Origin of the sequence: Frigoribacterium sp. RIT-PI-h, assembly GCF_001297205.1 — a bacterium.
Lineage (GTDB): Bacteria > Actinomycetota > Actinomycetes > Actinomycetales > Microbacteriaceae > Frigoribacterium.
Genome location: NZ_LHOZ01000076.1, coordinates 142,316 through 166,440, shown reverse-complemented (window position 1 = coordinate 166,440; position 24,125 = coordinate 142,316). Strand labels below are relative to the sequence as shown.

Sequence of the window (24,125 nt, the reverse complement as noted above, 5' to 3'; positions counted from 1 at the left end):
ACGTCGTCATCTCGCAGTCGTTGCTGGCTGGAGCTGGGACCGCAAATCGTCGACCTGGTGGCTCTGGACGCCGAGCTGCAGGGTGCCCCGGTCGGTCTTAACGTCGATCACGTGCAGGGACGGGTTCACCGACCACATCTGTTTCTTTGACGGGCGTGCTCCGGAGTCGGCACCTACCTCATCCACCAAGTAGTCGACCGGTTCGCCAGATATGAACCGCGGCTGCCACTTGTAACGGCGGAAACGCATGCGTCCCGGGGACGCTTCGACTCGACCGTGCTGCCATTGCGTCTCTCCCGCGGTGCGGAGGGCGATCTCGAGTCGCTGCCCGAAGATCTTGCGACCCAGCAGAAGGCCGACGACAACGGCGACTACCGCGATGATCAGCACGGCGGCTCCGCCGCCTAAGAGGAAGCCACTCGAGAGCGGTGCATTTGATGTAGCTGCCCGCACGACGAGGACGATGCCCAGACCTATGACCAGCCCGACGCCGATGCTGGCTAGGCGGAAGCCTTGCCCTTTGAAGAGTGGTGTCTTCTGGCTCATAGCGGTCTCCTTCGATCACGTAAGCGCGTGAACACTGGCTGATCCTATTCACGACTGAGCAACCTGATGGTCTCGGTCGGCAGGTGACTGAAACGGCCGCGGTCGTCTCGATAGGGGATCGGTCATCGGTGATCGGTTGACCGCAAGGGAGACGCTGGCTGACGTTGGCTGGTAGTGCCCTTGGGCAGCCCGGCGCGACTGTCCGTGACAACATTCGTTCCTCCGGCTCTGGCCTAAACCCTCTCCAATCACACCTCCCCGCGAGGAAGTTGATCCCAGGGTTCCGAAGCTTGTGGACTGGGATCAGCACGGCATCGTCGGCACAATTGGCTCAGGACCTGCTGCGGGAACGACCGTGGTCGCCCACAGCTACAGGACAGAGACCGGTGGCCTTGACTTCCATGAATTGGAGTTCTGGGACGGCCCCGACCAGGTCTTCGATGCGGCCGGTCGGTTCGTCATGAGCGATTGGGTTACCGACAATCGAGTGCCCGGCGAAGAGGGTGGCCTCATCGACGCGCTGACCCGTGAGGTCGATGTCACCTGGTGGACCGACCGGGAACGAATCGACGCATTCTGGTCGATGCACTGGGACCCACGTTAGGGACTCGCCTTATCAGCTTCGGCGTATCACTTGGCGATCGGTCAGCGGTCGGTGCCCGAGGGGCCCGTCCCGCGGATCGTCCCTCCGGCTCAGGCCCCTAACAGAGAGAAGTGCAGGGGAGGCTTGCTGTGAGCACAAACATGCTCGCGTGGAAGGCCACAGCGGCAGCGCCATTCAGCCAGAGCGCCGGAACAAGTGCGCGGTGGCCACGCAGCATGCGGCGCCCAGAAAGTGCAGACGCCAGGAGCCACAGCGACAACTGCACGCCTACCAGAATTGGCCTAGCCCACAGGAAAACGTCGCCCATGATGTCGCGCCAGAGAACTGCGACGACGATGACGACCAAGGTCGCTGCGAAGCCGACGATCAGGACCATGATCGCTCCCGCGTCGACCCTGGCTGAGAGTCGCGGCGGCGCCAGCGGCTCGGCGGTGCTCATGACCCGAGCCTAGACGGCTCGTCAACGTCGCCGACAGCCCCGCAGAGCCTCACAAGAAGGTGCCCGTTAAACGATCCTCTTCCGTGCGAATGGAAGTGGCGCGGACGCCCAGTTGCCCTCAATGGTGCCGGGAAGGCTCAGTATCAGCGTCTCAAGCTGGTGAGCCACCGCACGAACCGTCCCGACTCTTCCTTCGGGGGATTTGGCTTCACTTCCCAGCTGAACGGCGGCAAGCCTTTCTGCTCCCGTTGCTCGTCTACTTCTCGCTGGAACGCCTCATTCCACGCGGCGTCAGCGGCCAGGAAGTCGTCGTGGTCGATGCTCCAGGTCACGTCCAGCTCTTCGGTCAGGAGGTCGATCAGGCCCCCTCCGTCAGATCTCTCTTCGTCGCTGCATCCTGAGACGAGAAGAGGTGACCCGTCATCTCGGAGCAGCTCATCTTCCAGCGCGATCAGGTGGTAGCCGAATGGTGGAACGAACGGGGTGTCATCACACCAGGCGATGACCCACTCGCCTGCGTGATCCCCACGTCCGATCCGTCCGGCGATACCGTCAGCTGGCCAGGTCGCAAAGCTAGGAACGCTGGTGCTTCGGGGAATGACTGGTTCGGGGGGACGGGCATAATGGGGCGGGGCTTGCGGAAGATCAAGGTTCATGATGCGTTACCAAGCCGGAGAACCGCGGCGCAGGGGACAAAGCCGTCCCGTTGGACGATCGTTCTACGGGCCGGACAAGGCCGGGCTAGAGGTCCCGAACCGATAGCAGTGAGCGAAGCGTGAGGGATCGACGAAGAGATGTCCTTTCGAGGCCGTCTACGACAACCGCTGCCCCGACCCACGACGCGCCGCTCATCTTGACCAGGCGGTGGCACGCTTCGGCCTGTGCCCCCGTCGCGATCCAGTCGTCGACAAAGAGCACCCTGTCGCCGGCTTTGAGAAGGGCCCGGCGCACTCCGAGGTGGAGGTTTCGATCTTGGTAGTCGGGGCCCGCGACGGTCTCCCACCAGGCGTCGCTGTCCGCTGATCTTTCCGGGTTCTTTCGGACCTCGGCGAAGCCGGTGTGAAGGTGCCGGGCAGTGAGGACCCCGAGCAGACTGCCTCTGGATTCGGTCCCCATGACGACGGTCGGAGAAGCGTCAGAGAAGAGCTGTGCCAGATCTGGCCCCAGTTCGTTGAGTATGTCTGCATCGCGCCACCATCGCGTGACATCGGCCCGAGAAACAGAGTCTGTTCGATCACCTCGCCACGCGAAAGCGTGCTTGAGTCGCTTAATGACAGGGGGCTCGGCATGCACACAATGATCATGCCAGTGAGCTGTGGCGACCTCGCTCGAGCCGTCCCGATAGAGGAGCGGTGGCTGTAACGCGAGTCGACTCTAGAGGCGAGGCAACAACACCATGCCGACGACAAAGGTTGCGATCACCGCTAGGGCAGACAGGGCTAGGACAATCCTGCTGTCTCGAACGAACTTCTTGTCCGGCGTTTGGCCGGCTGCTCGGGACCTGCGAACGTGAACCAGTCGAACTATGGACCACACGAAGAATCCCAGCGACACGATGGCAACACTGCTCAGCATCTGTTGAGAATGGCAGACGCAGAGATGCGCAGCCGCAGAATGCCTGTCGAGTAGCCCGATAGGGAATGGTGCAGCGGCCATTTCGGCTCATGGGGGACGCGAAGGAGTCCGGTTCGGTGGCCTTAGGGATTGCTTGGATTCTCTAGTGTTGCGGCATGGCTGACCTCCCTTCGATGGAAACACTCGCGGAGCTATCCACACATTGGGGTCAGCGTTGGTCGCCGGCGCCGCCTGGTTCGGTGGAGGACTACCGCTTCGGCAGTGGGGTCCTCCTGGAGTTCGACAGGCTCCCGACCTTGCATCAGCATGCCGAGCAGGCCATGCAATACGCCGAGATCATCTTCCGCGACCTGACGCTTCTTCGAGCCCTGAGGCAAGGCGCAACCGACGCCAGCGTCTTCGTCTCGACCTTTGCATGGTCTCGTGGACCGGAGCCTGGAGATCGTGACTCGTGGCTCAAGCGTTTCTTCCCGGCACGCCTATGGCACTCGGACATCAGCGCGACGTGGATGGCCGATCCAGACTGTCCCGAAGAGCTTCCTATCTACGAGCACGCGTACGTTACCCAGCTCGGACTAGACGATCCTGGCCTTGCAGCCGCGTTGGCGCTTTCCTCAGGGAAGGATGGGGAATCGTTGGCGATCTACCCGTCAGATGCCTCGTGGGTGTTCACCCTTAAGGAGGACGGGGCCTTTGTCCGGACTGACGGGGACAGAGCTGCCGAATTGGTGGCTCAGTTCCCTGAATGGGTCGGGCGGGCAACCCGCGTGAGGCCATCGAATGCCCGCTTGGAAGACCAACGCGACTGGCAGATCGATTTCTCGTATCTCGACGAGCGGACTGCTTCGCGCATCTTGGACATGGCAGAGACCCAGGGGCTTCTGGAATGGCCAGCAGGTGGACGCCTCGTTGATCCTCGAGACGATCACATGCTGACCCTGTCTCGAGAGCAGGGGCAACGCCTCCGAGTGCTCGCTACTGACGCGCCGGGCCTCGTCGTGGACGACTTCACGGGCGAAGGTCGCGAGATGACCCCGGCCATGGTGCGGGAGGAAATCGAAGAGGGACAGGACCCCTTGGCGGGTCTCGATGAGTTCATCGACGAAGAGGCCTACCGTCATCCCGCCGAAGCCAAAGACGGCCATCTTCCGAAGCGTTTCTGGAGCCCACGGCACAGTTACGACGGCATCGACGGATCGGATCTCGCGTCTACCTGAAACCCGCAAAAGTTTGAAGGCCCGCCGTCCCAAAAGGGGATCGTTCATCGGCAGCCTTGGCGGTCGTAGTCGCGGAAGTTACGGTCGCTCCATGAAAGCTGTCCCAATTGATCCGCGAGATCAGACCTCGCAATTGGATGACCCGACCTATCGCGTGTACTTCTGGTCGGCAGATGGCGCGGCGAAAGAGGAGTGGGAACTCTCGGAGGCTGACCTGGGAGAGGTTTTGGATTGGGTCGCGACAAGTTCAGGTGGCCGTCGACACAGCCTTTGGGCCGTGACAAGCACCATGATCAACGTCACTCTCATTCGCCTCGAAGGTATCGACCTCGATGCGGACGCTGAGGCCTGGCCAGCATGGGCTCAAGAGGTGCGCCGCTAGCGGAAGGCGAGGCAGCCAGCAAGGCTTGCGCGCCTCGGTGCTCCTAGGCTGGGGTCATGCCATTCCGGTGCGATCAATGCTTGAAAAGCCTGCCTGGATTGCCCCGCCAGACAGCCACACGGAGCTTGTGCGACGACTGCTTCGAGGCTTACCAAGGTCACGCCGCCGGCCTTCTAGCTGGAGGTGGGGTCCCGGCTGCCATCGATACCGCTGGTTGGCTTAGGCGTGTTCGGGGTTGGCGCAAGCGGGGGCGTCAAGACACCTGAGCACCGACGAGTTAGGGGACATGGTGCCACCGCCGCTATGGTGCGCCGAAGAGGTCGATGCCAGTCCCAATAGGCGATCGCTTATAGGGCCGCGGTTACGGTCGCCGGGAGCTCAGCCAGCCCTGCCACCAGTGGCCCTGTCTGCGTGCCCCCTCGGGGGTGGTCCAGTCGAAGGGTCGGAGGCCCTGCTGCTTCCTCTCCTCGTCGATGCGATGCTCCAAGTCTTCGGACAAGGCGTCGAGGGCAGCGAGGTAATCAGCGCGTTCAGTGCTCCAGGCCACGTCCAGCTCGTCGGTGAGGAGGTCGATGAGACCGCCGCCGTCTGGATGCAGTTCGTCCTCGCATCCAAAGACGAGGAGAAAGGAACCGTCTTCTTTGCGGAGCTCGTTGGCCGGCAACATCAGGTGATACTCGAACGGCGGAAGAAACGGGACCTGGTCGCACTCCGCGACAACCCAGCAGCCCGTGTAGTCACCCCGCCCGATGCGTCCGCCGATACCTGCGTCAGGCCATGTCTCGAAACGTGGCACGGCCGCGCTTCGCGGGATGCCCGGCCCTGGGTCAGCTGACCTGGGCGGGCTTCCCGGGTTCGGGTGCCGTCTGCGGAAGATCACGTCTCATCTTCATCTATCCCGTGGGACGAGCTGCAACTCTGGACCTGCTCGCGCTGCCCGGTAGGGGATGGACGATCGGACAGGACTAGGCCGACTGGGCCAATGCTCAGCTGTGCCCACTGAATAGGCTTGAGCCAGAGGCAGCCCTCGACAGGGTCGCCGGGATAAGGGGAAATGAGGCCAGAAACGTCCCGGAGCAAAGCTGAGACCACTGATATGCGATCTCTGCGGCTGTCCGTTGTGGGTGACCTAGCTGCCACCGTGGAGGAGTCTCCTCAGAGCGGAGGGCGCTCCTGGCGGCTGTTTGGGCGTGCAACTCAAGTTTCTCTTGAATTCGAGTGCCTGCGGGGGCCATACCTGCTGATCACACTGGCAAACTCGCTCGTCGTCGAATCTGCTGCCGGATTCGATGGCCTGCACGACCTGTTCCGTCACTTTGATCGAGACGAGGCCTTTGTGGTCCTGTCGTCCACCACAGGAGGCCACGTCTATTGGTGGCTTGAGATCGGTGATCAGCAGGTCGTCCCGCGGCAGTACGTCGAATGGTCGTGGCGATCACGCGGCGCTCGAACGCAGGAGAGAACACTGTTGCGCGAAGACGGCGTCTACTTCTGATTCCATCACGCTCGAGTGCCGCATCAGACGTTGTGCGTAATGCGAATGCGTCAGAGTTGCCTTTGACGTCTGTCACGGGGAAATCTGAACGGCGAAGGGGAGTGCCCGGTAGGGAATCGATGGCCGGGCCCTCGCAGTGGGGCGTCGCGACGAAGTGCGCTTCATGCCATCCTTCGACCGTGCGCCCTCGATCGCTCTCCCTAGTCGTCGTGACCCTCTGTGCTGTCAGCCTCGTCGGGTGCTCCGAGGACGATCCCGGTGAGCAGGCCGGGGATATCGCTCTGTGGCTTGACCAGGCGCCTTCAGCAGTGCAGGACGACGGCGACGAGCTGGCCGTCTTGGCATCGCTTGTCGAGCAGGGCGAGGAAGCAGCCGGCGACGATATCTCGGCGACCTTCAAGGAGCCCGCGACGATCAGGCGAGTCGAACTTGAGTGTTTCGGCGACGGACTTGTCGAGGGGCTGTTCGGTCTGACGTCGGCTGCGGGTGCGGTCGACACGACGCCCGCCCGTGCGAGCTGCGCCGAGGGCGTGCTCGAGCTGGACATCCCGGAGTCGTCCCGCGAGGGCGTGACGAAAGTCAGCTTCTCCTCGGTGGCGAGCACCGAGAAAGGCGCTTGGCGCGTCACCGTCCGATAGGGGATCGGCTAATAGGAGGGAGCCAATCCCTTGACGGCTCCTGGGTCTCGATTGAGACGATGCCGGCATGGGGACCTTCGTGCTTCGACTCGCGGCGATCGCAGCATGCGGGCTCGCCGCGACATGGCTTGCGACGGGCGCAGAACAGATCTGCCCAGCGATCTACCCGGCACCCGAGTCGTGCAGAGCCGGAGCGCGAATCGCCCCCGCCACGACTTGGACCGTCATCCTCACTGCGCTTTCCGCCCTCACCATCGTTCTCGACGCGCTGAGGAACGAACGTGCGGTACGCGTCGTGGCGGTAACGCTCCTCGGACTGAGCTGCACTGTCGCACCGCTTTGGACGCTCTTCGCGAGCGGATTCGCCGCTGACGAGCGCGTCCTCCTCATCGCGTTACTCATCCTCCTCGTCGTGACGATGACCGGCGTGACGAGCCGCGCCCTACGAAAAGGGCGATGGGAGCGCGTCTGATGGCCTGGTGCTGAGTCGTCTCATATGACGATCGTTGACCGCGACCTCTCCGGCTGAGATGTTTCCTGGGACCGATGGAGGTCGTCATGTTCGAAGAACGCGGGTGGTTCGCTGAGGCTGACGCGAGAGCGCTTAGGCCCGCCGACTCGGCGAACGATGTGGATCATCGTGGAGATGCTCCCCGAACTGAGCACCGGCCTGAACCGGTCCGCCTTCGTCCACTCGACCGCCTCATGCGCGGTTTTCCTTGGCACGACCGGACTAAGCGACCGCGTCGTTAGGTAGCAACCGGCGTCTGCCCGGTAGACGATCGGCCATCGACCACATCCATCAGTCTTTTGGACGGCGGGCAACTCTCGGGAAATCCTGGTGCACGGACCGGCGCGCTATGGTCCAGGCATGATGCGTCGCGCCGGCCTGACTTCCCGCCTCGTTCTTACTGCCGGTTTGGCCGCGTTGGCTGTGGGCGTCGTCGTTGTTGCCATCGCCGCGGCGCAGCCGGTGTCTTTCGGGTGGTTCGCCTATGCGCCCCTGTCGGACACGACGTTCACCGCCGAGGGTGTGCACGTGTTCTCGACCGACAGCCTTGTGGGCGCCGTCATCTTCGTCATCGGTTTGCTCCTGCTGGCAGCATGGCTCGGCTACCGAAAGGGTGTGCGGGCAAGCCTTGACGAGGCGTCTCGCTAGGCGATGGTCCAGAGGGACCTGGAGGAGAGACCCGACGTTCATCGAGCGCGACCTCGACTTCGACTTCGTCCATCGGCGTGCCGTTCCGCCGTGGCCTAGCGCTACCTGTGCTGGTTGCGTCTGTGCATGGCAATTGTCACGAAGCCCATCGCGGCCAGTGTGACGGCGATCCCGGCTGCTGTGAAGGTCACGGCGTCGGGGTGAATGAGCGATTGTCCGCGCAACGCCTGCCACAGGGCGATCGCCGTGACGGCAGCGTACGTCGCTCCGGCCACGACGACGATGCGGAGCCGATCGGCGTCACGGAGTGTCCGGGGGAGCGCGATCGCGAGGATCGGCAGGACCTGTAGTGCGTGCATGCCGATGAAGTGGGACACGCGGAGATCTCCATGGGAGGTGTTCCAGCCGAGGAAGAAGATGCCGCCGGTCGCGTCGTCGCCGCCGACGGAGTGGGAGCCGTAGGTCGACGATGTCGGGTCGGCTAGCTGGCCCGCGGTGGGGATCACCATGAGGAACCCCACGGACAGGCCGACCAGGGCGATGATCAGTCCGAGCCTCAGGGACCACGCCAGCGCCCTGTCCTCGTTCCGGGAGAACATGGTCAGAAAGGCTCCGATGACCAGTGTCGCGCAGTACATGAGGGTGACCCCACCGGCCATGAGCTGGTAGAAGAGCTGGTTCGTCGGAGTCGAGACGTTGAAGTGGCTTCCCACGCCGCGAATCACTTGGATCGAGATGACGACGATCTCCAAGAGAGACGCGGCTGCGCCGATGGTTCCGGCCCACCAACCGATCCGACGCAGGACGGGCCGCTGCACCATCGAGAGCATCCACGCAAGGGTGATCGCGTAGAGCGCGAGGGAGATCGAGAACTTGAGAGGTTTGGCCCAGATCGGGTCTCCTGCCAATGTCCGCGGATCGAGGATCAGCCCGACCAGACACACCACAGCCCAGAAGCACATCACTGTGGTGAAGGCGACGAGCGGTCGGTGCCATCCGCGTACGCCGGTCCAGAGTGCGCGGGGACGATCCTGGACGAGGCTCACGGGCGGGTGCCCGCTGCCGTCATCCGCTCGGAGATGGACCAGAGTCTCGCTGCGGTCTCCGAGTTCCGGGCCTGCTTCGACTGGCTGATCACCTCAGCTCCGCCTCGCATGTGCATCATCCGCTGGGGTCCGACGAAGGTGCCGCCGGGGAGGTCGGCGGAGGCAGCGAACAGCGACGGCAGCGCACCGTCTTCCGGCTCCTGCCCCAAGATCGGGACGAGCCGGTCCCAGAGGTTGGGGCGCTGACCGGCCGGCCGGTCGTAGATGGCTGTTTTGACCAACCCCGGATGGGCGGCCAGCGCCCGCACTCGAGAGCCCGACGTCTGCAGCCGCCGGTCCAGCTCCGACGTGAACAGCAGGTTGGCGAGTTTGGAGTCCGCGTACGCCCGGCTCGCATGGTACGGGCGCCTGTGCCAATCGAGGTCGTCGAGGTCGAGCCGAGCCATGCGCTCCGCCTGGGAGGCGACGGTGACGACGCGGTCGGTGATGTGCGGCAGAAGCAGCGTCGTCAGGAGGAAGTGCCCCAGGTGGTTCGTACCGAACTGGAGCTCGTGACCGTCGGCCGTCCGCTGGAGGTCCTTGGACTCGACGCCTGCGTTGTTGACGAGGATGGCGATCGGTTCGTCGATAAGGTCTGCGAAGTCCGGCACCGTCTCAAGCCGCGCGAGGTCGAGTGGCAGGACGCGGTGCGTCCCCGGAGTGCCCGGGAGGGTCGCTGCCACTGCTTGCCCCTTCTCCTGGTTCCGGACAGCGAGGATGATGCGTGATCCGGACTTGGCCAGGGCGACCGCGGTCGCTCGGCCGATGCCGCTGGTGCCGCCGGTGATGATGACGGTCTCGTTGGTCGGCGCTTGGCCTGCTCTGGTGTCGTCCATGCCCCCAATGTAGACAGTGGCCACATTGTTGTCAACGTCTACACTGATGGAATGGCACAGCAGGCACGCTCCTATCACCATGGGTCGCTGCGTGAGGAGCTCGTGCGAGAGGGGCGCGCACTTCTGATCGAAGAGGGGCGGCAGGCGGTGACGGTGCGGGAGCTCGCGCGCCGCGTCGGCGTCAGCCATGGTGCGCCGCTCCGTCACTTCCGTGACCGAGATGCCGTCCTCGCCGCGATCGCGGCGGACGGTTTCGATGAGCTGCGTGGCTATCTCGAGGCCGCGCGGCAAGTAGGCACCCTCGAGCGCCGGCTTACGGAGTACATCCGCGCTCATGCTCGCTTCGCGCAGCGAAACGGCCCCCTGATGCAGCTGATGTTCGCGTCGACCGGCGACGGCACGAATGCGGGGCGCGACCCCGAGGCGCAGTCTTCGGCCGAGCGCTTCTTCGCCTTGGGCGCGGAGTTGCTCGGGGAGCGCAGTTCGGAGTCGATGGGTCCGATGCCGTTCCTGGTCGCGGCGACGACGGAGGGCATCAGTGCGTTGACGGCCACCGGCCGGCTTCCCGAGGATCGTGTGGACGAAGTCGTCGTCGCGGCGGTGCGGGCGCTCCTGCCGCAGATCGAGCAGCAGCTCGGCACGGCCGCCCACGGGCCGGTTACCGCCCCCGACGGGTGAACAGGGACCGGCGCGCTTGAGTCGCGGCAGGCTCGGTGCCGCGAACAGGATGAGGGGCCCGGTCGCCCGGGCCCCTCATCCTGTGACATGCGCTACTAGACGCGGCCGAGCATCGCTTCGTCGAGGATGGTGCCGCCGAGCATCCAGCCGCCGTCGGCGACCTCGTCGAGGATGACGAGGGTCGTCGGGCGTGCTCGTTCTCCGTAGACGTCGACGATGGCGTCCGTGACGGCGTCCTGCAGCTTCTTCTTGGACTCAGGCGTGAGGGTGTCCGCGGGGACCTTGAGGTTGGCGAAGGGCATGGTGTTTCCTTTCGGTGGTGGCCCGGACGTTCCGGGGGTCAGAGGGCGGCGTTCGAGGGCAGGAGGTCCTCGATGCCGACGCGGCGGTAGAACTCGGCACGGATGCGGTCGGCGACCGCGGACACGACTTCGCTGCCGTCGCGGGATGGGTCGACGTGCGACCGGAACGGGCGCGTCCCTTGGGGCAGGCCGACCAGGCGCACGATCTCGTCGGCGACGTCCTGTACGTCGGCCTCGGGCGGCACGATCGCGGCGAGGCGGTCGGTCAGCTCGCGGCGGAGCGTGCCGTACTCGGCGTCGTGGTCGGTCACCCGCGCCTCGTCCGCCGGGGTGGAGGCGTTGGTGAAGTGGTTCGTGCCCGAGGTGAACGCTCCGGGGACGACGATCGAGCTGTCGATGCCGAACCGGATCGTCTCGGCCGCGTAGCTCTCGGCGAGAGCGTCCATGCCGGCCTTGGCGGCGAAGTACGGGGCGAGGAACGGAGGGTGCCCGCCGCGGGTCGAGGAGCTGCCCACCCACACGACGAAGCCCGAGCGCTGGGAGCGCATGTGCGGCAGGGCGGCGCGGGCTACCCGGTGGCCGCCGATCACGTTGACGTCGTACAGGTGCGCGAACTGTTCCGGTGTGAAAGCCTCAGCGGCACCGAAGGCCATGTGGCCGGCGTTCTGCACGACGACGTCCATGCGGCCGTGCGCCTTGATGACGGTGTCGACAGCAGCGTCCACGGATTCCTGCGACTGGACGTCGAGCTCGACGGCGCCAAGCGTCAGCCCCTCACGAGAGGCGAGGTCGGCCAGGGCGTCGCGATGAGCCGCGTTCCTCCCGTCGACGGCGCGCATGCCCGCCGCGACGACGTGGCCTGCGCGTGCCAGCGACTCTGCCGTGAGCCGACCGAATCCTGTGGAGGCGCCGGTGACGAGGATGACCGGTGGTGTCGTCATCAGACCATGCCGCCGTTGACACGGATGGTCTGGCCATTCACCCAGCGCCCGTCCGGCCCGGCAAGGAACGCCACCACGCCGGCGATGTCCTCCGGGGTGCCGAGGCGCTCGAGCGGCGGGACCTTGGCCAGGGCGTCGATCTGCTCCTGCGTCTTGCCGTCGAGGAACAGCTCCGTCGCGGTCGGGCCCGGAGCGACCACGTTCACCGTGACGTCCCGGCCACGGAGCTCCTTCGCCAGGATCAGCGCCATGCCCTCGACCGCGCTCTTGCTCGCGACGTAAGCGCCGTAGGTGGGGAACTGCGTTCCGACGACGGAGGTCGACATGCCGACGAAGGCACCCCCGGGGCGCAGTCGACGTGCTGCCTGCTGTGCGACGACGAAGGTGCCGCGGACGTTCGTCCTGTGCAGGTCGTCGAGGGCCTCGAGGTCCTGCTCGGCGATGGTCGACAAGCCGAGGCGTCCGGCCGAGTGCACCACGACGTCGACGCCCCCGAAGTCGTTCGCGACCCTGTCGAAGATCGCCGCCACGGCATGCTCGTCGGCGACGTCGGCCTGCATGGCGACAGCGTGGCCGCCGGCAATCTCGATCTCGTCGATGGTCGCGGCGGCCGCGGCACCCCCGCTGGCTGATGCGACGACGACCGTGAACCCGTCACGGGAGAGTCGGGTGGAGATGGCGCGGCCGATGCCGCGGGAGCCACCCGTGACGACGGCGACGCGCTGGGAATCAGTGCTCATGATCTGCCTTTCGTTGCTATTGCTCAGCAGTTTCGCCGATACGTAAGAACTATCACAGATACGACAACTGATAGCAAGTGCCCTAAGCTGAGGGCATGATCCGATCCGACGACGACCTCCGGAGCGCGCTGCTCGCGGCGGCCGAGGAACAACTGGTCGCCGCGTCCGACGGCGAGATCGCCACACGAGCGGTCTGTGAGGCCGTCGGTGTGACCCAGCCGGTGCTGTATCGGGTGTTCGGCGACAAGCGGGGTCTCCTCGACGCCCTGGCCGAGACGGGCCTGCAGCGCTACGCCGCCCGCAAGGCCGAGCTCGAGGCCACCGACGACCCGGCGGCGGACCTGCGCCGCGGGTGGGGTGACCACCTCGATTTCGCGAGGGAGAACCCCGCCCTCTATCGCCTGATGTTCGCGCCGCGACCCTGGGCGGGCGGTCGCGCAGCGGACGGTGTGAGGGCGCTGCTCGAGCGGACGCTCTCTCGGTGCGCGGCCGCGGGGCTTCTCCGTCTCGAAGTCGACGTCGCATCGGGGATGATCTTGGCGGCCAACATCGGGTTCGCCCTCGACGAGATGACGGCCCCGCGTCCCGCGCGACAGGCGGATGCGGTCGCTGACGCGCTCCGCGACGCCGTCCTCGGTGCCGTCCTCGTCGCGGGTTCCCCGCCGGCGTCGTTCGACGCCGCCACAGCCGCCCGGCGGCAGCTCCGTGCGCAGCTCGCCGAGGGCGGGTCTGGCGCCCTCCTCCCCGAGGAGTCCGCGCTCATGAACGTCTGGCTCACGCGCCTCGACCGAGAAAGCGACGGCCCCCGGTGATTTCCACGTTCCTCGTCGAACACGCGCCCCTCGTCCGCATCGGGTTCTGGGTCGCCGTCGCGGCCGCCACCCTGCTCGCCTGGGGCCTGCTCCGGTTCCGGCTCCGGCGTGTCCTCCTCTCCCTCTCTGCCGTGGCACTCGCCGCGGTGCTCGTCCTGACCCTGCTGCCCGACGGGGCTCGGCCCGGCGGTGTCACCTGCACCGTGCAGTTCAGCGTTCCGTTCCGGGGGATCGACACGCTCGCCAACGTCGCGATGCTGCTGCCGCTCGTGCTCTTCCTCGGGACGGCAACGAACCGGCCGCTCACAGTCCTCACCGGTGCGGTCGCCCTCTCCGCCGTCGTCGAATTCGTACAGGCCCTGGCACCCGTCCTCGGTCGCCGCTGCGACACGAACGACTGGTTCATGAACACCGTAGGAGCGGTCCTGGGCGCGGTCATCGCTCTCGTCATCTGCGCGCTCGAGCGGCGCCGCAGGCCCATCGCGGTCTCCGGGTGAGCCACTGGCCACCAGCGGTGCACGCGACCAGTGGCCTGTATGCCTACTGGCGATCTGGGCGCGATGTGCACGGGCTCATCGGCCACGGTGAGGATGGTGGTCTTTCCTCTGCAAGTGGGGCGCTCGATGTAGGAAGGACCTAGTACGGCTCCCAGGCAGGACCGCGTCACGATGACGGTGGCCCGATAGGGAATGCCTTGCCGCAGGCCTCGCGCTGGGTCTAGGGCTGGAGGTTCTCCAGGTCGGCGAGGAGGCTGGGGTGTTTCGGCTTCCAGCCGAGCGCCTTGCGTGTGTACGCGCTCGACGACGGCTGGTCGGCTGCGAAGATCGGACCGAACGGTCCGAACGTCTCATCCGGGACGTGCTCCACCGGCAGGCGGAGGCGACGCCCGACGACCCTCGCGATGTCGATCACGGCGTCGCCCTCGTCGGCCACGGCGTGCCAGACGGTCCCGGCCGGAGCCTTCTCGAGCGCGAGCCTGAACAGCACCGCGGCATCACGGGCGTGCACGGCTGGCCAGCGCTGGGTACCGGTGCCGGGATAGCCGGCGACCCCAGCTGCACGGGCCGCCTGCGCGAGCAGGCCGGCGAACCCGCCTTCGCCGTCCTCGTGGACGGTGCGCGGCATCCGCACGGCGGACGAGCGGACGCCGCGTGACGACAGGGCCAGGGCAGCCTCGACCGACAGTGCCCGGCCAGCCACCGGCCCCTCGTGGGGCAGCGGGTCGGACTCGATGGACGGCCGACCGGCAGTCGACGGCGTGCCCGAGACGACGACGTACGGCTTGTCGGTGCCGACGAGGGCCTCGCCGAGGGTGCTCATGGCGGTCGCCTCTTCCGCGATGCTCAGCATCAAGGCATCGGCGGTGCTGTAGTCGCTGCCGAAGGCCAGACTGATGACGCCGTCCGCCTGCGCAGCGCCTTCGCGGAGCGCGTCGAGGTCGGCGAGGCCGCCCCGGATGGTCGTCGCGCCAGCCTTCTCCAGTGCTGCCGCGGAAGCCTCCGAGCGAGCCAGTCCGACGACGGTGTGGCCGTTGGCCAGCAGCTCGGCGACGACGGGCGTGCCGATGGTGCCGGTACCTCCGGTGACGAAAACGTGCATGGGGTGCTCCTCGTAGGTCGTCCGGCCCCTGATGGGACTCATGTCCCATCACCGTAGCACCTCTGATGGGACAAGTGTCGCATCACGTAGGATGGCCTCATGTCCAGATGGGAACCGGGAGCACGCGAGCGGCTCGTCGTCGCCGCGGTCGACCTCTTCGTCGAGCGCGGCTACGACGACACCACGGTGGCTCAGATCAGCGAGCGGGCCGGGGTCACCAAGAGCACGTTCTTCCGTCACTTCCCGGACAAGCGAGAGCTGCTCGTCGCCGGGCAGGAGAGTCTCAGCAAGCTCTTGGCGGACGGCATCACCGAGGCGCCGGCCGACGCGACTCCTCTCGAGGCCGTCGCTGTCGGACTCGAGCGCGCTTCCGCCGAGATGGGGCCACGCAACCGCGCCCTCGGTCCCCGCTTGAAGGCAGCCGTCGCGGCGAGCAGTGAGCTGCAGGAGAGGGATGCGCTCAAGAGTGTCGGCATGGCCGCGGCGATGACGGCCGCCCTCGAGACTCGCGGAGTGCCCGAGGCGACGGCGCACCTCGCGAGCGAGATGGGCGTGCTGGCGTTCAAGCAGGGATACGCCCGGTGGTCGGACGAAGACGGGTCCGAGGACGCAGGGCTCGCGCCCCATGTGCTGACAGCACTCGAGGGTCTGCGCAGCGCGGCGGCATCGCTCGCCTGAGCTGCTACGGGTACCCGTTCTCGCGTGTCCGATAGCGGATCGGTGATCAAGACGGCCGGCGGGAAGCAAGGCCCGGTTCTGTCTAGGCGGTGACGCCTTCGTCGATGTTGATGACGCTGCCGGTGATGTAAGAGGACTGCTCGGAGGCGAGCCAGGCGACGAGGTTGCCGACCTCGTCGGGTGTGCCGTACCGGCCGAGGGCGGTGAGCGCGGCCTTGCTCATCCCGTCGGCGGTCTGGCCGGGGAACGGGCTGATCTGCGCGCTGAGCGAGCTGATCAGGATGATGCGGCCCCCATCGCTGATGTGTCGGAGCGCTTCCTGGACGGTGTACGCGGGACCGCGGAGGTTGAGGTCGAGGGTCTTCTCGATGTGCTCGGCGCTGGCGTCTGCGAAGGCTTCGTTCCATGCGGTGGCAGCGTTCGGGACGACGATGTCGAGGCCGCCCAGGATCTCCACTGCGCGCTGGACGCTGCGGACGGCGTCTGCGGCATCGCCGGCGTCTGCACGGATCGCGTCGGCGTGGCCGCCGGCGTTGCGGATGCCCCGGACGAGCTCGTCGGCGGCGTCGGCAGAGGACCAGTAGGTGATGACGACGGACGCGCCGTCGGCCGCGAGGGCTCGGGCGATGGCCGCGCCGATGCCGCGGGATGCACCGGTGACCAGGGCGCGTCGACCGGCGAGGCAACCGGTGGTGGAGGTGGTGTTCATCGGATGCCTTTCGCGGGGCGGTGCCCCGACGTTCTCGTGCGGAGGGAGGCCGGAGGTGCGGGTCGAGCCCTGCACCTCCGGCCGGGAGGTCGTCGGACCGGTGAGGGTCCGGACGTGTCAGAAGGTGGGGAGTTCGCCGCCGCCGACGACGAGGTTCGCGCCGGTGACCCATTGGGCGCGGTCGGAGGCCAGGTACGCCACCGCTTCGGCGACGTCGCGCGGATCGCCGGGGCGGCCGAGGGGAACGCCCGCGGTCGTCGCTTCGAGGGGCACCCCCATCGCGTCGGCGATCGTCTGACGAAGAGCGTCGGCGCCCGGGGTGAGGACGTTGCCGGGAGTGACGGTGGTGACCCGGATGCCGGCTGGGGCGAGCTCGGAGGCTAGCGCCTTGCCGTAGCCGGCGAGGGCGGCCTTGGCGGCACCGTAGTGCGCCATCGGGCCCTGCGGGGTGACTGCGGCGCCGGAAGAGATGTTGACGACCGCGCTGCCGGCGCCGGCCTCGCGGAGGGCGGGCAAGAGAGCGCCGGTGAGGCGGACGGCGGAGAGGTAGTTGAGGTCGAGGGCATCGATCCATTCCTCGTCCGGCTGCCTCCTTGCGAAGGGGACCGCTGAACTCGCCTCCGAGGATGAAGACATCGCCGCTCGTTCGTCAGCCGCGTACGACACACTGCTCGACAGCTGCCGGCAGCTCGTGGAACAGGCGCAGCGCGCCGGACTCGTCGATCCGGAGGCGGACGCGGCGGCCCTGGGTGGCCTCATCCTGACGACACACCGTGGTCTGGAAGCGCTCGCGAAAGCCGGGGTCGACCCGGCCACCCGGAACCGCATCGCCGACGCAGCGATCACCAGTATCTCCGTCTACGTCCTCGCTGGATACGATCGCTGACGTCGAAGTAAGGCCCGGAAGGGCATCGTTGAGCGGGCCCTGAGGGAAAGTGGGGGCTCGGGAGGTGAGGCTTACGGATTCTGCGACCGTTGCGTTCCGCAGCTGAGTGCGGCGGGCGGTACATCGTCCATGTCGGTCGGTCCCACGTAGGCCGGCTCGAGAGGTGGGAGGTTCGTCACCCCGGTTGCGGCGCCCAGTGCGAATACTGCCCCGTCGAATGCAGCTGAGGTGGGGTCGTCCGCCGTGGCGAAGACGACGAAGTATCCGCCCTCGGTGCCTTGGGTGGTCTCGACCAGGCCGGTGAGGGTCCATGTCCCGAGGTCAGGATCGGGGTGGGCGCTCAGCCAGGGCAGTGCGGACATGACGGTGCCGTTCGAGGAGGCCGTCTGGAGCAACGAGTCGTTGACCACTGCGAGGACGGCCGACGAGGCGTCCTGGCACGACGGGGTGTCGGTGTCGGCGCCTGCCGGCCACTCCTCGGTACCGTCGCTCGGTTGCGCGGCGGACGTCGCGCTTGCTTCTTCTGACGGCGTCCCGGTCGCTGGCGCGGTCGACGCGCAACTGGACAGCAAACCTGTGACGGCCACCAGTGCGACGAGGGTGGCCAACGCCTTCTTCTGCATCCCCATGCCATCAGGTTAGGGCTCGGTACATCGACACGGGTTCTTGATGATGTTTCCGCGGCCCGGAGGTCGGCAGTGTTCGACACCACCAGCCGACGTCGTGCGAGTCCCGTGAGCCGATGGCTATCCGGCCGCAGCCGGGGCGGGCGCGTCCAGGGCGAGCCTGACGCCCACGGCGCCGAGAAGGGTGCCGGTGGCCCACCGCTGCCAGCGCATCCAGCTCGGTCTGCGGCGGAGGAAGACCGCGATGGACCCGGCGGCGACGATGATGCCGGCGTTGACGGCGAGGCTCACGGCGATCTGGACCGCGCCGAGCTGGAAGCCCTGGGCGACGACACTGCCGGCGCTCTGGTCGACGAACTGGGGGATGAGGGCGAGGTACATGATCGCCGCCTTCGGGTTCAGCAGGTTCGTCACGAGCCCCATGCGGAAGAGCTCGGCCGTGGAGTCGCGGGGCAGATCACGGGTGTCGAAGACGGAGGCGCCTCCGGGTCGCAGCGTCTTGTAGGCCAGCCAGAGCAGGTAGGCGGCGCCGGCGACCTTCAGTGCCGTGTAGAGCCAGGGAACCACGAGGAACACCGCGGCGAGGCCGACGTTGGCCATCGTCATGTAGACGACGAAGCCGACCGCGGTGCCGGCGAGCGAGACGAGGCCCGCGCGGCGGCCCTGACTGATGCTCCGCGAGACGAGGTACATCATGTTCGGGCCCGGGGTGAGCACCATGCCCAGGGCGACGAGGGCCATGGCGGAGGCGGCGGTCAGCGACATCATGCCGGTGTCTTTCTCGAGGGTGTGGAGGTGGCGTCGGCGGCACCCGTCGTGCTCCTAGCTTGGTGCATGCGCGACCACAACTCCTGGCGTCCGGAAGCGAACCCCTGGCGGGCGCGTCGCACGGCCCTCAGGCGAGGCGGCGGGTCATGTACCTCAGGTCGAGCCACTCGCCGAACTTCGTGCCGACCTCGCGCAGCACGCCGGCGTCCTCGAAGCCGAGCGACGCGTGCAACCGCACCGACGCCTCGTTGCCCGCCTCGATCAGCGCCACCATGACGTGCAGGTCGTCCCGCGTCGCGCGCTCGATCAGCTCGGTCATCAGCGCGCGGCCGAGGCCCTTACCCTGCTGCCCCGGCCGGACGTACACCGAGTTCTCGCAGGTGTGCCGGTAGCCGTCCTTCGCGTGGAACGGCCCGTAGCTGCCGTAGCCGACCACCTCGTCGCCGTCCACCGCGACGATCGCGCTGCGCCGCGCCTCCTGATGGCCGGTCAGCCACTCTCGTCGGCCCTCGAGGGTCGGGGTGACGTCGGTCCAGATGGCCTTCGAGTGCGCGACGGCGTCGGCGTGGATCTCGAGGACGCCGGGCAGGTCGGCTTCGGTCGCGGTGCGGATCGGCATGCCGACGAGCCTAGGAGAGGGGCCGCGTGTTGCGGAAGCACGCTTCCCCGGCGGCTCGAAGGCTGCCGCCCTAGGCTGGCGAGCGTGTCGACACGCATCTACATCACCTCTGCCGAAGGCCACACGGGCAAGTCCACGATCGCCCTGGGCGTGCTCGACACGCTCAGTCACGAGGTGGGCCGCGTGGGGGTGTTCCGCCCCGTCGCCCGGTCGACCGACGAGCGCGACTACGTGCTCGAGCTGTTGCTGTCGCACGACAGCGTCGACCTCGCCTACGACGAGTGCGTGGGCGTCAGCTACGACGCCGTCCACGCCGACCCCGACGCGGCGCTCGCCACGATCGTCAGCCGCTTCGCCGCCGTCGAGCGGCAGTGCGACGCGGTCGTCGTGATCGGCTCCGACTACACCGACGTCGGCAGCCCCACCGAGCTCTCGTACAACGCCCGCATCGCCGCCAACCTCGGCGCGCCCGTGCTGCTCGTGCTCGGCGGCCGCAGCGCCGACGGCCAGACGCGGCGCTCGGGTGCCGACATGCGCCAGGTCGCCGAGCTCACCACCGCCGAACTGCGCTCCGAGCACGCGAGCCTGCTGGCCGTCGTCGCGAACCGGGTGGACCCCGACCACCTCGACGAGGTCGTCGACGGCATCGGGCACGCCCTCGAGGCGTCGCCGACCGGTCGCGTCCCGATCTGGACGCTGCCCGAGGACCGTGTGCTCGTCGCCCCCACGATGCGCGCCGTGCTGCAGGCCACCGGCGCGACCCTGCTGCGCGGGGACGACGCCCTGCTCGACCGCGAGGCGCTCGGGGTCGTCGTGGCCGCCATGTCCATGGAGAACGTGCTGCCGCGCCTCACCGAAGGCGCCGTCGTCGTCGTGCCAGGCGACCGCTCGGACGTGCTCGTCGCCACCGTGCTCGCGCACGCCTCCGAGACCTTCCCGTCACTCGCCGGCATCGTGCTCAACGGCGGGTTCGCCCTCGCCCCCCAGGTCGAGCGCCTGCTCGAGGGGCTCGACAGCCCCCTGCCGATCGCCACCACGAGCACCGGCACCTACGACACCGCCCTCGCCATCACCCAGACCCGCGGTCGACTCGCCGCCGACTCGCCCCGCAAGTACGACCTCGCCCTCGCCCTCTTCGAGACCCACGTCGACGGGGCCGAGCTGCTGCGCCTGCTGCAGGTCAGCCCGTCCGGCGTCGTCACCCCGCTGATGTTCGAGTACCAGCTGCTCGAGCGGGCCCGCGGGGCGCAGAAGCACATCGTCATGCCCGAGGGCGACGACGACCGGGTGCTCCGGGCCGCGTCGACCCTGCTGCAGCGCGGCGTCGCCGCCATCACGCTGCTCGGCGACGAGACGGCCATCCGCGCCCGGGGGGCCGAGCTCGGTCTCGACCTCGCCGCCGCCCGCGTGCTCGACCCGTTCGACCCCAGCCTGCAGGTGCTCTTCGCGACCGAGTACGCCAAGCTGCGGGCGCACAAGGGCATCGCGGTCTCGCAGGCGATGGACACGGTCACCGACGTCTCGTACTTCGGCACCATGATGGTGAAGCTCGGCCTCGCCGACGGCATGGTGTCGGGTGCCAAGCACACCACGGCGCACACCATCCGGCCCGCGTTCGAGGTCATCAAGACGCTGCCCGACGTCGGCGTCGTGTCGAGCGTGTTCCTCATGGCGCTCGCCGACCGGGTGCTCGTCTACGGCGACTGCGCCGTCATCCCCGACCCCACCGCCGAACAGCTCGCCGACATCGCCATCTCGTCGGCGCAGACCGCGCAGCAGTTCGGCATCGAGCCGCGCGTCGCGATGCTGAGCTACAGCACGGGCGACAGCGGCTCCGGTGCCGACGTCGAGAAGGTCCGCGCCGCCACGGCCCTCGTCCGCGAACGCCGACCCGACCTGCTCGTCGAGGGACCGATCCAGTACGACGCCGCGGCCGACCCGACCGTGGCCGCCGCCAAGATGCCCGAGTCCGAGGTCGCCGGCCGGGCGACGGTGTTCATCTTCCCCGACCTCAACACGGGCAACAACACCTACAAGGCCGTGCAGCGCAGTGCGGGCGCCGTCGCGATCGGCCCCATCCTGCAGGGCCTCCGCAAACCGATCAACGACCTGTCGCGCGGGGCGCTCGTCGGCGACATCGTCAACACCGTCGCCATCACCGCCATCCAGGCCGGCACGCAGGCCGCCGCAGCCGAGGCCGCCACCGCCACCAGCACCGAAGGAGCCTCCTCGTGAGCACCGTCCTCGTCGTCAACTCCGGCTCGTCGTCGTTCAAGTACCAGCTGATCGAGCTCGAAGGCGAGCGCACTCTCGCCAGCGGCCTCGTCGAGCGCATCGGCGAGGCGGTCGGGTCGACCCGCCACCGCAACGAGGTCACCGGCGACGAGACGCGCAACGACACGCAACCGATCGCCGACCACGCCGCCGGCTTCGCCGCGATGCTGACCGCGTTCGACGCGCACGGTCCGTCGTTCGCCGAGTACCCGCCCGTCGCGGTCGGCCACCGCGTCGCCCACGGTGGAGAAGAGTTCGACCGCGCCACGGCCGTCACGGCCGACGTCGAGAAGGCGATCGAGCGTCTGTCGGCCCTCGCCCCGCTGCACAACCCGGCCAACCTGCAGGGCATCCGCGCGGCGAAGGAGGCCTTCCCCGGCGTGCCCCACGTCGCGGTCTTCGACACGGCGTTCCACCAGACGCTCGCCCCCGCGGCCTACACGTACGCGATCGACGCCGAGCTGGCGAAGAAGCACCACGTGCGCCGCTTCGGGTTCCACGGCACGTCGCACAAGTACGTCAGCGAGAAGACCGCCGAGTTCCTCGGCCGCCCCCTCGCCGAGCTGAAGACCATCGTGCTGCACCTCGGCAACGGTGCCTCGGCCGCCGCGATCGACGGCGGTCGGTCGATCGACACGAGCATGGGCATGACGCCCCTCGAAGGGCTCGTCATGGGCACGCGCTCGGGCGACATCGACCCCGCCGCCGTCTTCCACCTGCACCGCGAGGCCGGTCTCGACTTCGCCGAGCTCGAGACGCTGCTCAACAAGGGGAGCGGGCTGCTCGGGCTGACCGGCAGCGGCGACATGCGCGACGTGCAAGACAGCGCCTCCCGCGGCGACGCCGTCTCCGAGGCGGCGCTCGCCGTCTACCGGCACCGCCTGCGGCACTACATCGGGGCCTACGTCGCCCAGCTCGGCGGCCTCGACGCCGTGGTCTTCACGGCGGGTGTGGGGGAGAACAACGCCCTGCTGCGTCGGCGCACGTTGATGGGCCTCGAGTTCTTCGGCATCCACGTCGACGACGACCGCAACGAGCTCGCCTCCCGCGACGCGCGCTACATCTCGCCCGAGGGCTCGAAGGTCTCGGTCCTCGTCGTCCCGACGAACGAAGAACTCGAGATCGCCCGGCAGGCCGCCGCCGTCAGCTGAGACGTCGGGCCGGGTGGACGACCCGGCCGCTCCGACGACGCGAGAGAGCCCCGGTGCGCAGGTCGCGCCTCCGGGGCTCTCGTGTCTCGGTCTGCAGCCTCCGGGCCGTCGGACGACGACCAGGAGGCGCGGGTCAGTACTTGATGGTCGCCAGCGCGTCCGAGACGGGGACGTCACCCGAGACGGCCTCGAACTGCGTCTTGACGGCGGTGCCCTCGATCAGCGCGGTGGCGATGATCTCGGCCACGTCGGCGCGGGGGATGCTGCCACGCTCGACGGTCGTGCCGACCGTGACCTGGCCGGTGCCGGCGTCGTCGGTCAGGCCACCGGGACGCACGATCGTCCAGTCCAAGCCCTCACGACGGCGCAGGTCGGCGTCGGCCTCGCTCTTCGCGCGCATGTACACCTGGTACACGTCGTCGTCGTTCGCGGCGGGGAGCTCGGCGCGGGCCGGGTCGAAGTCGTCGGTGCCGATGGCCGAGACCATCACGTAGCGCGTGACGCCCGCCTTCTCGGCGGCGTCGGCCAACAGGACGGCCCCGTCGCGGTCGATGGTCAGCTTGCGCTCGGCACCGCTGCCGCCGCCACCACCCGCGGCGAAGACGACGGCGTCGGCTCCGTCGAGGTGGCCGGCGAGCGTGTCGACGTCGGTCTTCTCGAGGTCGAGGACGAGGGCACGGGCCCCCGCGGTCTCGAGGTCGGCGGTGTGGTCGGGGTTGCGGACGATGCCGACGGGGTCGTGCCCGGCGTCGGCGAGTCGGCGTTCGAGGAGCTGGGCGATCTTGCCGTGTCCTCCGGCGATGACGATTCTCATGACCCCAGGCAACACCCCGGGTCGCGGCGACCACTCAGTTGCCGCTAAACTCGTCGAGGCTCCTCACGTGGCGTCATCCAGGCCAACTCCCCCAGGGCAGAAATGCAGCAAGGGTAACCGGGCTCTGGCGGGTGCGTGAGGGGTCATTCCTCTTTCTGGGGCCTGAGTTCCTGGGCCCGAGGCCTCGAGGCCTCCCTCCGTGTCCCCCCTTCGTGGGGGTGCGCGATCCGGGCGCTGGCCGTCTATGCTCGGCAGCACGACGAGACCGAACCAGCTCGTCGGGAGCGACCAACCACCGCTCCGGCCGCACCCCTCACCACGGTGCGACCCCGCGCGACGGCGCCGTCGCACCCGCAGCACACGATCAGGATCAGGACCGATGAGCCCCTCACCACGGCACGTCAGCAGCACCCGCACCAGGCGAACGAGCCCGCGCACCGCGCGGTAGTCCCGTTCGCCTCGTCGTCGTCCCCGGACAGCGACACCGCGGCACACAACAGAACAGCAGCACCTCCCGCCTCACCAGCGGGAGTTCTTCGGATCAGGCGGCGG

At 67.7% G+C, this 24,125-nt stretch carries 31 protein-coding genes and 1 other RNA gene; 15 read left to right on the top strand and 17 right to left on the bottom strand.

The features are described 5' to 3' along the window. Nucleotides 1-6 precede the first annotated feature (6 nt). Nucleotides 7-546 (bottom strand): hypothetical protein, encoded by a 540-nt coding sequence (locus AEQ27_RS11110; RefSeq protein ID WP_054146709.1) that lies wholly within the window; start codon nt 544-546, stop codon nt 7-9. A 292-nt stretch (nt 547-838) separates the two neighbouring features. Here AEQ27_RS11110 and AEQ27_RS11105 point away from each other — a divergent pair, with 292 nt between their 5' ends. Further along, on the top strand, nt 839-1,150 hold the full coding sequence (locus AEQ27_RS11105; protein WP_152970326.1) for a hypothetical protein: 312 nt from the start codon (nt 839-841) through the stop codon (nt 1,148-1,150). 97 nt (nt 1,151-1,247) lie between these two features. Here AEQ27_RS11105 and AEQ27_RS11100 read toward each other — a convergent pair whose 3' ends face one another. The 3 genes from AEQ27_RS11100 to AEQ27_RS11090 form a co-directional block, all read right to left on the bottom strand. Continuing rightward, complete coding sequence (locus tag AEQ27_RS11100; protein ID WP_054146707.1) at nt 1,248-1,589, bottom strand: hypothetical protein; 342 nt, start codon at nt 1,587-1,589, stop codon at nt 1,248-1,250. Between the two features lie 143 nt (nt 1,590-1,732). Beyond that, complete coding sequence (locus tag AEQ27_RS17320) at nt 1,733-2,245, bottom strand: hypothetical protein (RefSeq protein ID WP_152970325.1); 513 nt, start codon at nt 2,243-2,245, stop codon at nt 1,733-1,735. Between the two features lie 85 nt (nt 2,246-2,330). Beyond that, nucleotides 2,331-2,882 carry a phosphoribosyltransferase family protein gene (locus AEQ27_RS11090; protein ID WP_082383456.1) on the bottom strand — a complete coding sequence of 184 codons (552 nt, stop codon included), beginning with the start codon at nt 2,880-2,882 and terminating at the stop codon, nt 2,331-2,333. Nucleotides 2,883-3,319: 437 nt separating this feature from the next. On the opposite strand from AEQ27_RS11090, the gene AEQ27_RS11085 reads away from it, so the two are divergent. Continuing rightward, the gene (locus tag AEQ27_RS11085; protein WP_152970324.1) at nt 3,320-4,381 is read left to right on the top strand and encodes a hypothetical protein; all 1,062 of its coding nucleotides are present in this window, start codon (nt 3,320-3,322) and stop codon (nt 4,379-4,381) included. Between the two features lie 91 nt (nt 4,382-4,472). Then, nucleotides 4,473-4,763, top strand: a complete 291-nt coding sequence (locus AEQ27_RS17315; protein ID WP_152970323.1) for a hypothetical protein — start codon at nt 4,473-4,475, stop codon at nt 4,761-4,763. Nucleotides 4,764-5,124: 361 nt separating this feature from the next. On the opposite strand, the gene AEQ27_RS11080 is transcribed toward AEQ27_RS17315, so the two are convergent. Further along, nucleotides 5,125-5,559 (bottom strand): hypothetical protein, encoded by a 435-nt coding sequence (locus AEQ27_RS11080; protein ID WP_054146704.1) that lies wholly within the window; start codon nt 5,557-5,559, stop codon nt 5,125-5,127. Nucleotides 5,560-5,904: 345 nt separating this feature from the next. Between AEQ27_RS11080 and AEQ27_RS17310 the strand changes: the two genes are divergently transcribed. From AEQ27_RS17310 to AEQ27_RS11065, 4 genes are all read left to right on the top strand, one after another. Then, on the top strand, nt 5,905-6,258 hold the full coding sequence (locus AEQ27_RS17310; RefSeq protein ID WP_152970322.1) for a hypothetical protein: 354 nt from the start codon (nt 5,905-5,907) through the stop codon (nt 6,256-6,258). 209 nt (nt 6,259-6,467) lie between these two features. Beyond that, a complete protein-coding gene (locus AEQ27_RS11075; protein WP_054146703.1) occupies nt 6,468-6,896 on the top strand; it encodes a hypothetical protein in 429 nt (142 codons plus the stop codon). A 67-nt stretch (nt 6,897-6,963) separates the two neighbouring features. Next, nucleotides 6,964-7,368: a hypothetical protein gene (locus AEQ27_RS11070; RefSeq protein ID WP_054146702.1), complete on the top strand. Its 405-nt coding sequence runs from the start codon at nt 6,964-6,966 to the stop codon at nt 7,366-7,368. A 399-nt stretch (nt 7,369-7,767) separates the two neighbouring features. Continuing rightward, nucleotides 7,768-8,055, top strand: a complete 288-nt coding sequence (locus AEQ27_RS11065) for a hypothetical protein (RefSeq protein WP_054146701.1) — start codon at nt 7,768-7,770, stop codon at nt 8,053-8,055. 101 nt (nt 8,056-8,156) lie between these two features. Here AEQ27_RS11065 and AEQ27_RS11060 read toward each other — a convergent pair whose 3' ends face one another. Further along, nucleotides 8,157-9,101 carry a hypothetical protein gene (locus tag AEQ27_RS11060; protein ID WP_152970321.1) on the bottom strand — a complete coding sequence of 315 codons (945 nt, stop codon included), beginning with the start codon at nt 9,099-9,101 and terminating at the stop codon, nt 8,157-8,159. Next, nucleotides 9,098-9,976 (bottom strand): SDR family NAD(P)-dependent oxidoreductase, encoded by an 879-nt coding sequence (locus AEQ27_RS11055; protein WP_054146745.1) that lies wholly within the window; start codon nt 9,974-9,976, stop codon nt 9,098-9,100. The genes AEQ27_RS11060 and AEQ27_RS11055 overlap by 4 nt, the downstream gene beginning before the upstream one ends. Before the next feature lie 51 nt (nt 9,977-10,027). On the opposite strand from AEQ27_RS11055, the gene AEQ27_RS11050 reads away from it, so the two are divergent. Continuing rightward, nucleotides 10,028-10,654 (top strand): TetR/AcrR family transcriptional regulator, encoded by a 627-nt coding sequence (locus tag AEQ27_RS11050; RefSeq protein WP_082383455.1) that lies wholly within the window; start codon nt 10,028-10,030, stop codon nt 10,652-10,654. Between the two features lie 95 nt (nt 10,655-10,749). On the opposite strand, the gene AEQ27_RS11045 is transcribed toward AEQ27_RS11050, so the two are convergent. Genes AEQ27_RS11045 through AEQ27_RS11035 form a run of 3 tightly spaced genes read right to left on the bottom strand, consistent with a single transcriptional unit; the run spans nt 10,750 to nt 12,637 of the window. Continuing rightward, the gene (locus tag AEQ27_RS11045; protein WP_054146698.1) at nt 10,750-10,956 is read right to left on the bottom strand and encodes a tautomerase family protein; all 207 of its coding nucleotides are present in this window, start codon (nt 10,954-10,956) and stop codon (nt 10,750-10,752) included. Between the two features lie 38 nt (nt 10,957-10,994). Further along, nucleotides 10,995-11,897 (bottom strand): SDR family oxidoreductase, encoded by a 903-nt coding sequence (locus AEQ27_RS11040; protein WP_054146697.1) that lies wholly within the window; start codon nt 11,895-11,897, stop codon nt 10,995-10,997. After that, entirely contained in the window at nt 11,897-12,637 is a 741-nt protein-coding gene (locus AEQ27_RS11035) for an SDR family oxidoreductase (protein ID WP_152970320.1), read from the bottom strand. The genes AEQ27_RS11040 and AEQ27_RS11035 overlap by 1 nt, the downstream gene beginning before the upstream one ends. A 95-nt stretch (nt 12,638-12,732) precedes the next feature. Between AEQ27_RS11035 and AEQ27_RS11030 the strand changes: the two genes are divergently transcribed. Next, on the top strand, nt 12,733-13,449 hold the full coding sequence (locus AEQ27_RS11030; protein WP_054146696.1) for a TetR/AcrR family transcriptional regulator: 717 nt from the start codon (nt 12,733-12,735) through the stop codon (nt 13,447-13,449). Next, a complete protein-coding gene (locus tag AEQ27_RS11025) occupies nt 13,446-13,946 on the top strand; it encodes a VanZ family protein (RefSeq protein WP_054146695.1) in 501 nt (166 codons plus the stop codon). Before AEQ27_RS11030 ends, AEQ27_RS11025 begins: the two co-directional genes overlap by 4 nt. A gap of 220 nt (nt 13,947-14,166) precedes the next feature. Here the strand turns inward: AEQ27_RS11025 and AEQ27_RS11020 are convergent, their stop codons facing one another. Beyond that, complete coding sequence (locus AEQ27_RS11020; RefSeq protein WP_054146694.1) at nt 14,167-15,048, bottom strand: SDR family oxidoreductase; 882 nt, start codon at nt 15,046-15,048, stop codon at nt 14,167-14,169. A 99-nt stretch (nt 15,049-15,147) separates the two neighbouring features. On the opposite strand from AEQ27_RS11020, the gene AEQ27_RS11015 reads away from it, so the two are divergent. After that, the gene (locus tag AEQ27_RS11015; protein ID WP_054146693.1) at nt 15,148-15,726 is read left to right on the top strand and encodes a TetR/AcrR family transcriptional regulator; all 579 of its coding nucleotides are present in this window, start codon (nt 15,148-15,150) and stop codon (nt 15,724-15,726) included. Between the two features lie 82 nt (nt 15,727-15,808). On the opposite strand, the gene AEQ27_RS11010 is transcribed toward AEQ27_RS11015, so the two are convergent. Together AEQ27_RS11010 and AEQ27_RS11005 are read right to left on the bottom strand one after the other, a co-directional pair. Further along, complete coding sequence (locus tag AEQ27_RS11010; RefSeq protein ID WP_054146692.1) at nt 15,809-16,435, bottom strand: SDR family NAD(P)-dependent oxidoreductase; 627 nt, start codon at nt 16,433-16,435, stop codon at nt 15,809-15,811. 117 nt (nt 16,436-16,552) lie between these two features. Continuing rightward, on the bottom strand, nt 16,553-17,071 hold the full coding sequence (locus AEQ27_RS11005) for an SDR family oxidoreductase (protein ID WP_235451065.1): 519 nt from the start codon (nt 17,069-17,071) through the stop codon (nt 16,553-16,555). Between the two features lie 55 nt (nt 17,072-17,126). Here AEQ27_RS11005 and AEQ27_RS18365 point away from each other — a divergent pair, with 55 nt between their 5' ends. Continuing rightward, nucleotides 17,127-17,321: a hypothetical protein gene (locus tag AEQ27_RS18365; protein WP_235451064.1), complete on the top strand. Its 195-nt coding sequence runs from the start codon at nt 17,127-17,129 to the stop codon at nt 17,319-17,321. 71 nt (nt 17,322-17,392) lie between these two features. On the opposite strand, the gene AEQ27_RS10995 is transcribed toward AEQ27_RS18365, so the two are convergent. The 3 genes from AEQ27_RS10995 to AEQ27_RS10985 form a co-directional block, all read right to left on the bottom strand. Further along, complete coding sequence (locus AEQ27_RS10995; protein ID WP_054146691.1) at nt 17,393-17,950, bottom strand: hypothetical protein; 558 nt, start codon at nt 17,948-17,950, stop codon at nt 17,393-17,395. A 117-nt stretch (nt 17,951-18,067) separates the two neighbouring features. After that, entirely contained in the window at nt 18,068-18,715 is a 648-nt protein-coding gene (locus tag AEQ27_RS10990) for a LysE family translocator (protein ID WP_054146690.1), read from the bottom strand. 127 nt (nt 18,716-18,842) lie between these two features. Beyond that, entirely contained in the window at nt 18,843-19,334 is a 492-nt protein-coding gene (locus AEQ27_RS10985; RefSeq protein WP_054146689.1) for a GNAT family N-acetyltransferase, read from the bottom strand. A gap of 84 nt (nt 19,335-19,418) precedes the next feature. Between AEQ27_RS10985 and pta the strand changes: the two genes are divergently transcribed. After that, a complete protein-coding gene (gene pta / locus AEQ27_RS10980; protein ID WP_054146688.1) occupies nt 19,419-21,569 on the top strand; it encodes a phosphate acetyltransferase in 2,151 nt (716 codons plus the stop codon). Then, on the top strand, nt 21,566-22,759 hold the full coding sequence (locus AEQ27_RS10975) for an acetate/propionate family kinase (RefSeq protein ID WP_054146687.1): 1,194 nt from the start codon (nt 21,566-21,568) through the stop codon (nt 22,757-22,759). The genes pta and AEQ27_RS10975 overlap by 4 nt, the downstream gene beginning before the upstream one ends. Nucleotides 22,760-22,892: 133 nt before the next feature. Here AEQ27_RS10975 and AEQ27_RS10970 read toward each other — a convergent pair whose 3' ends face one another. After that, nucleotides 22,893-23,573 (bottom strand): SDR family oxidoreductase, encoded by a 681-nt coding sequence (locus AEQ27_RS10970; protein WP_054146686.1) that lies wholly within the window; start codon nt 23,571-23,573, stop codon nt 22,893-22,895. Nucleotides 23,574-23,627: 54 nt separating this feature from the next. Between AEQ27_RS10970 and ffs the strand changes: the two genes are divergently transcribed. Then, an RNA gene (ffs, locus tag AEQ27_RS16670) (signal recognition particle sRNA small type) lies at nt 23,628-23,724 on the top strand. Nucleotides 23,725-24,125 lie beyond the last annotated feature (401 nt).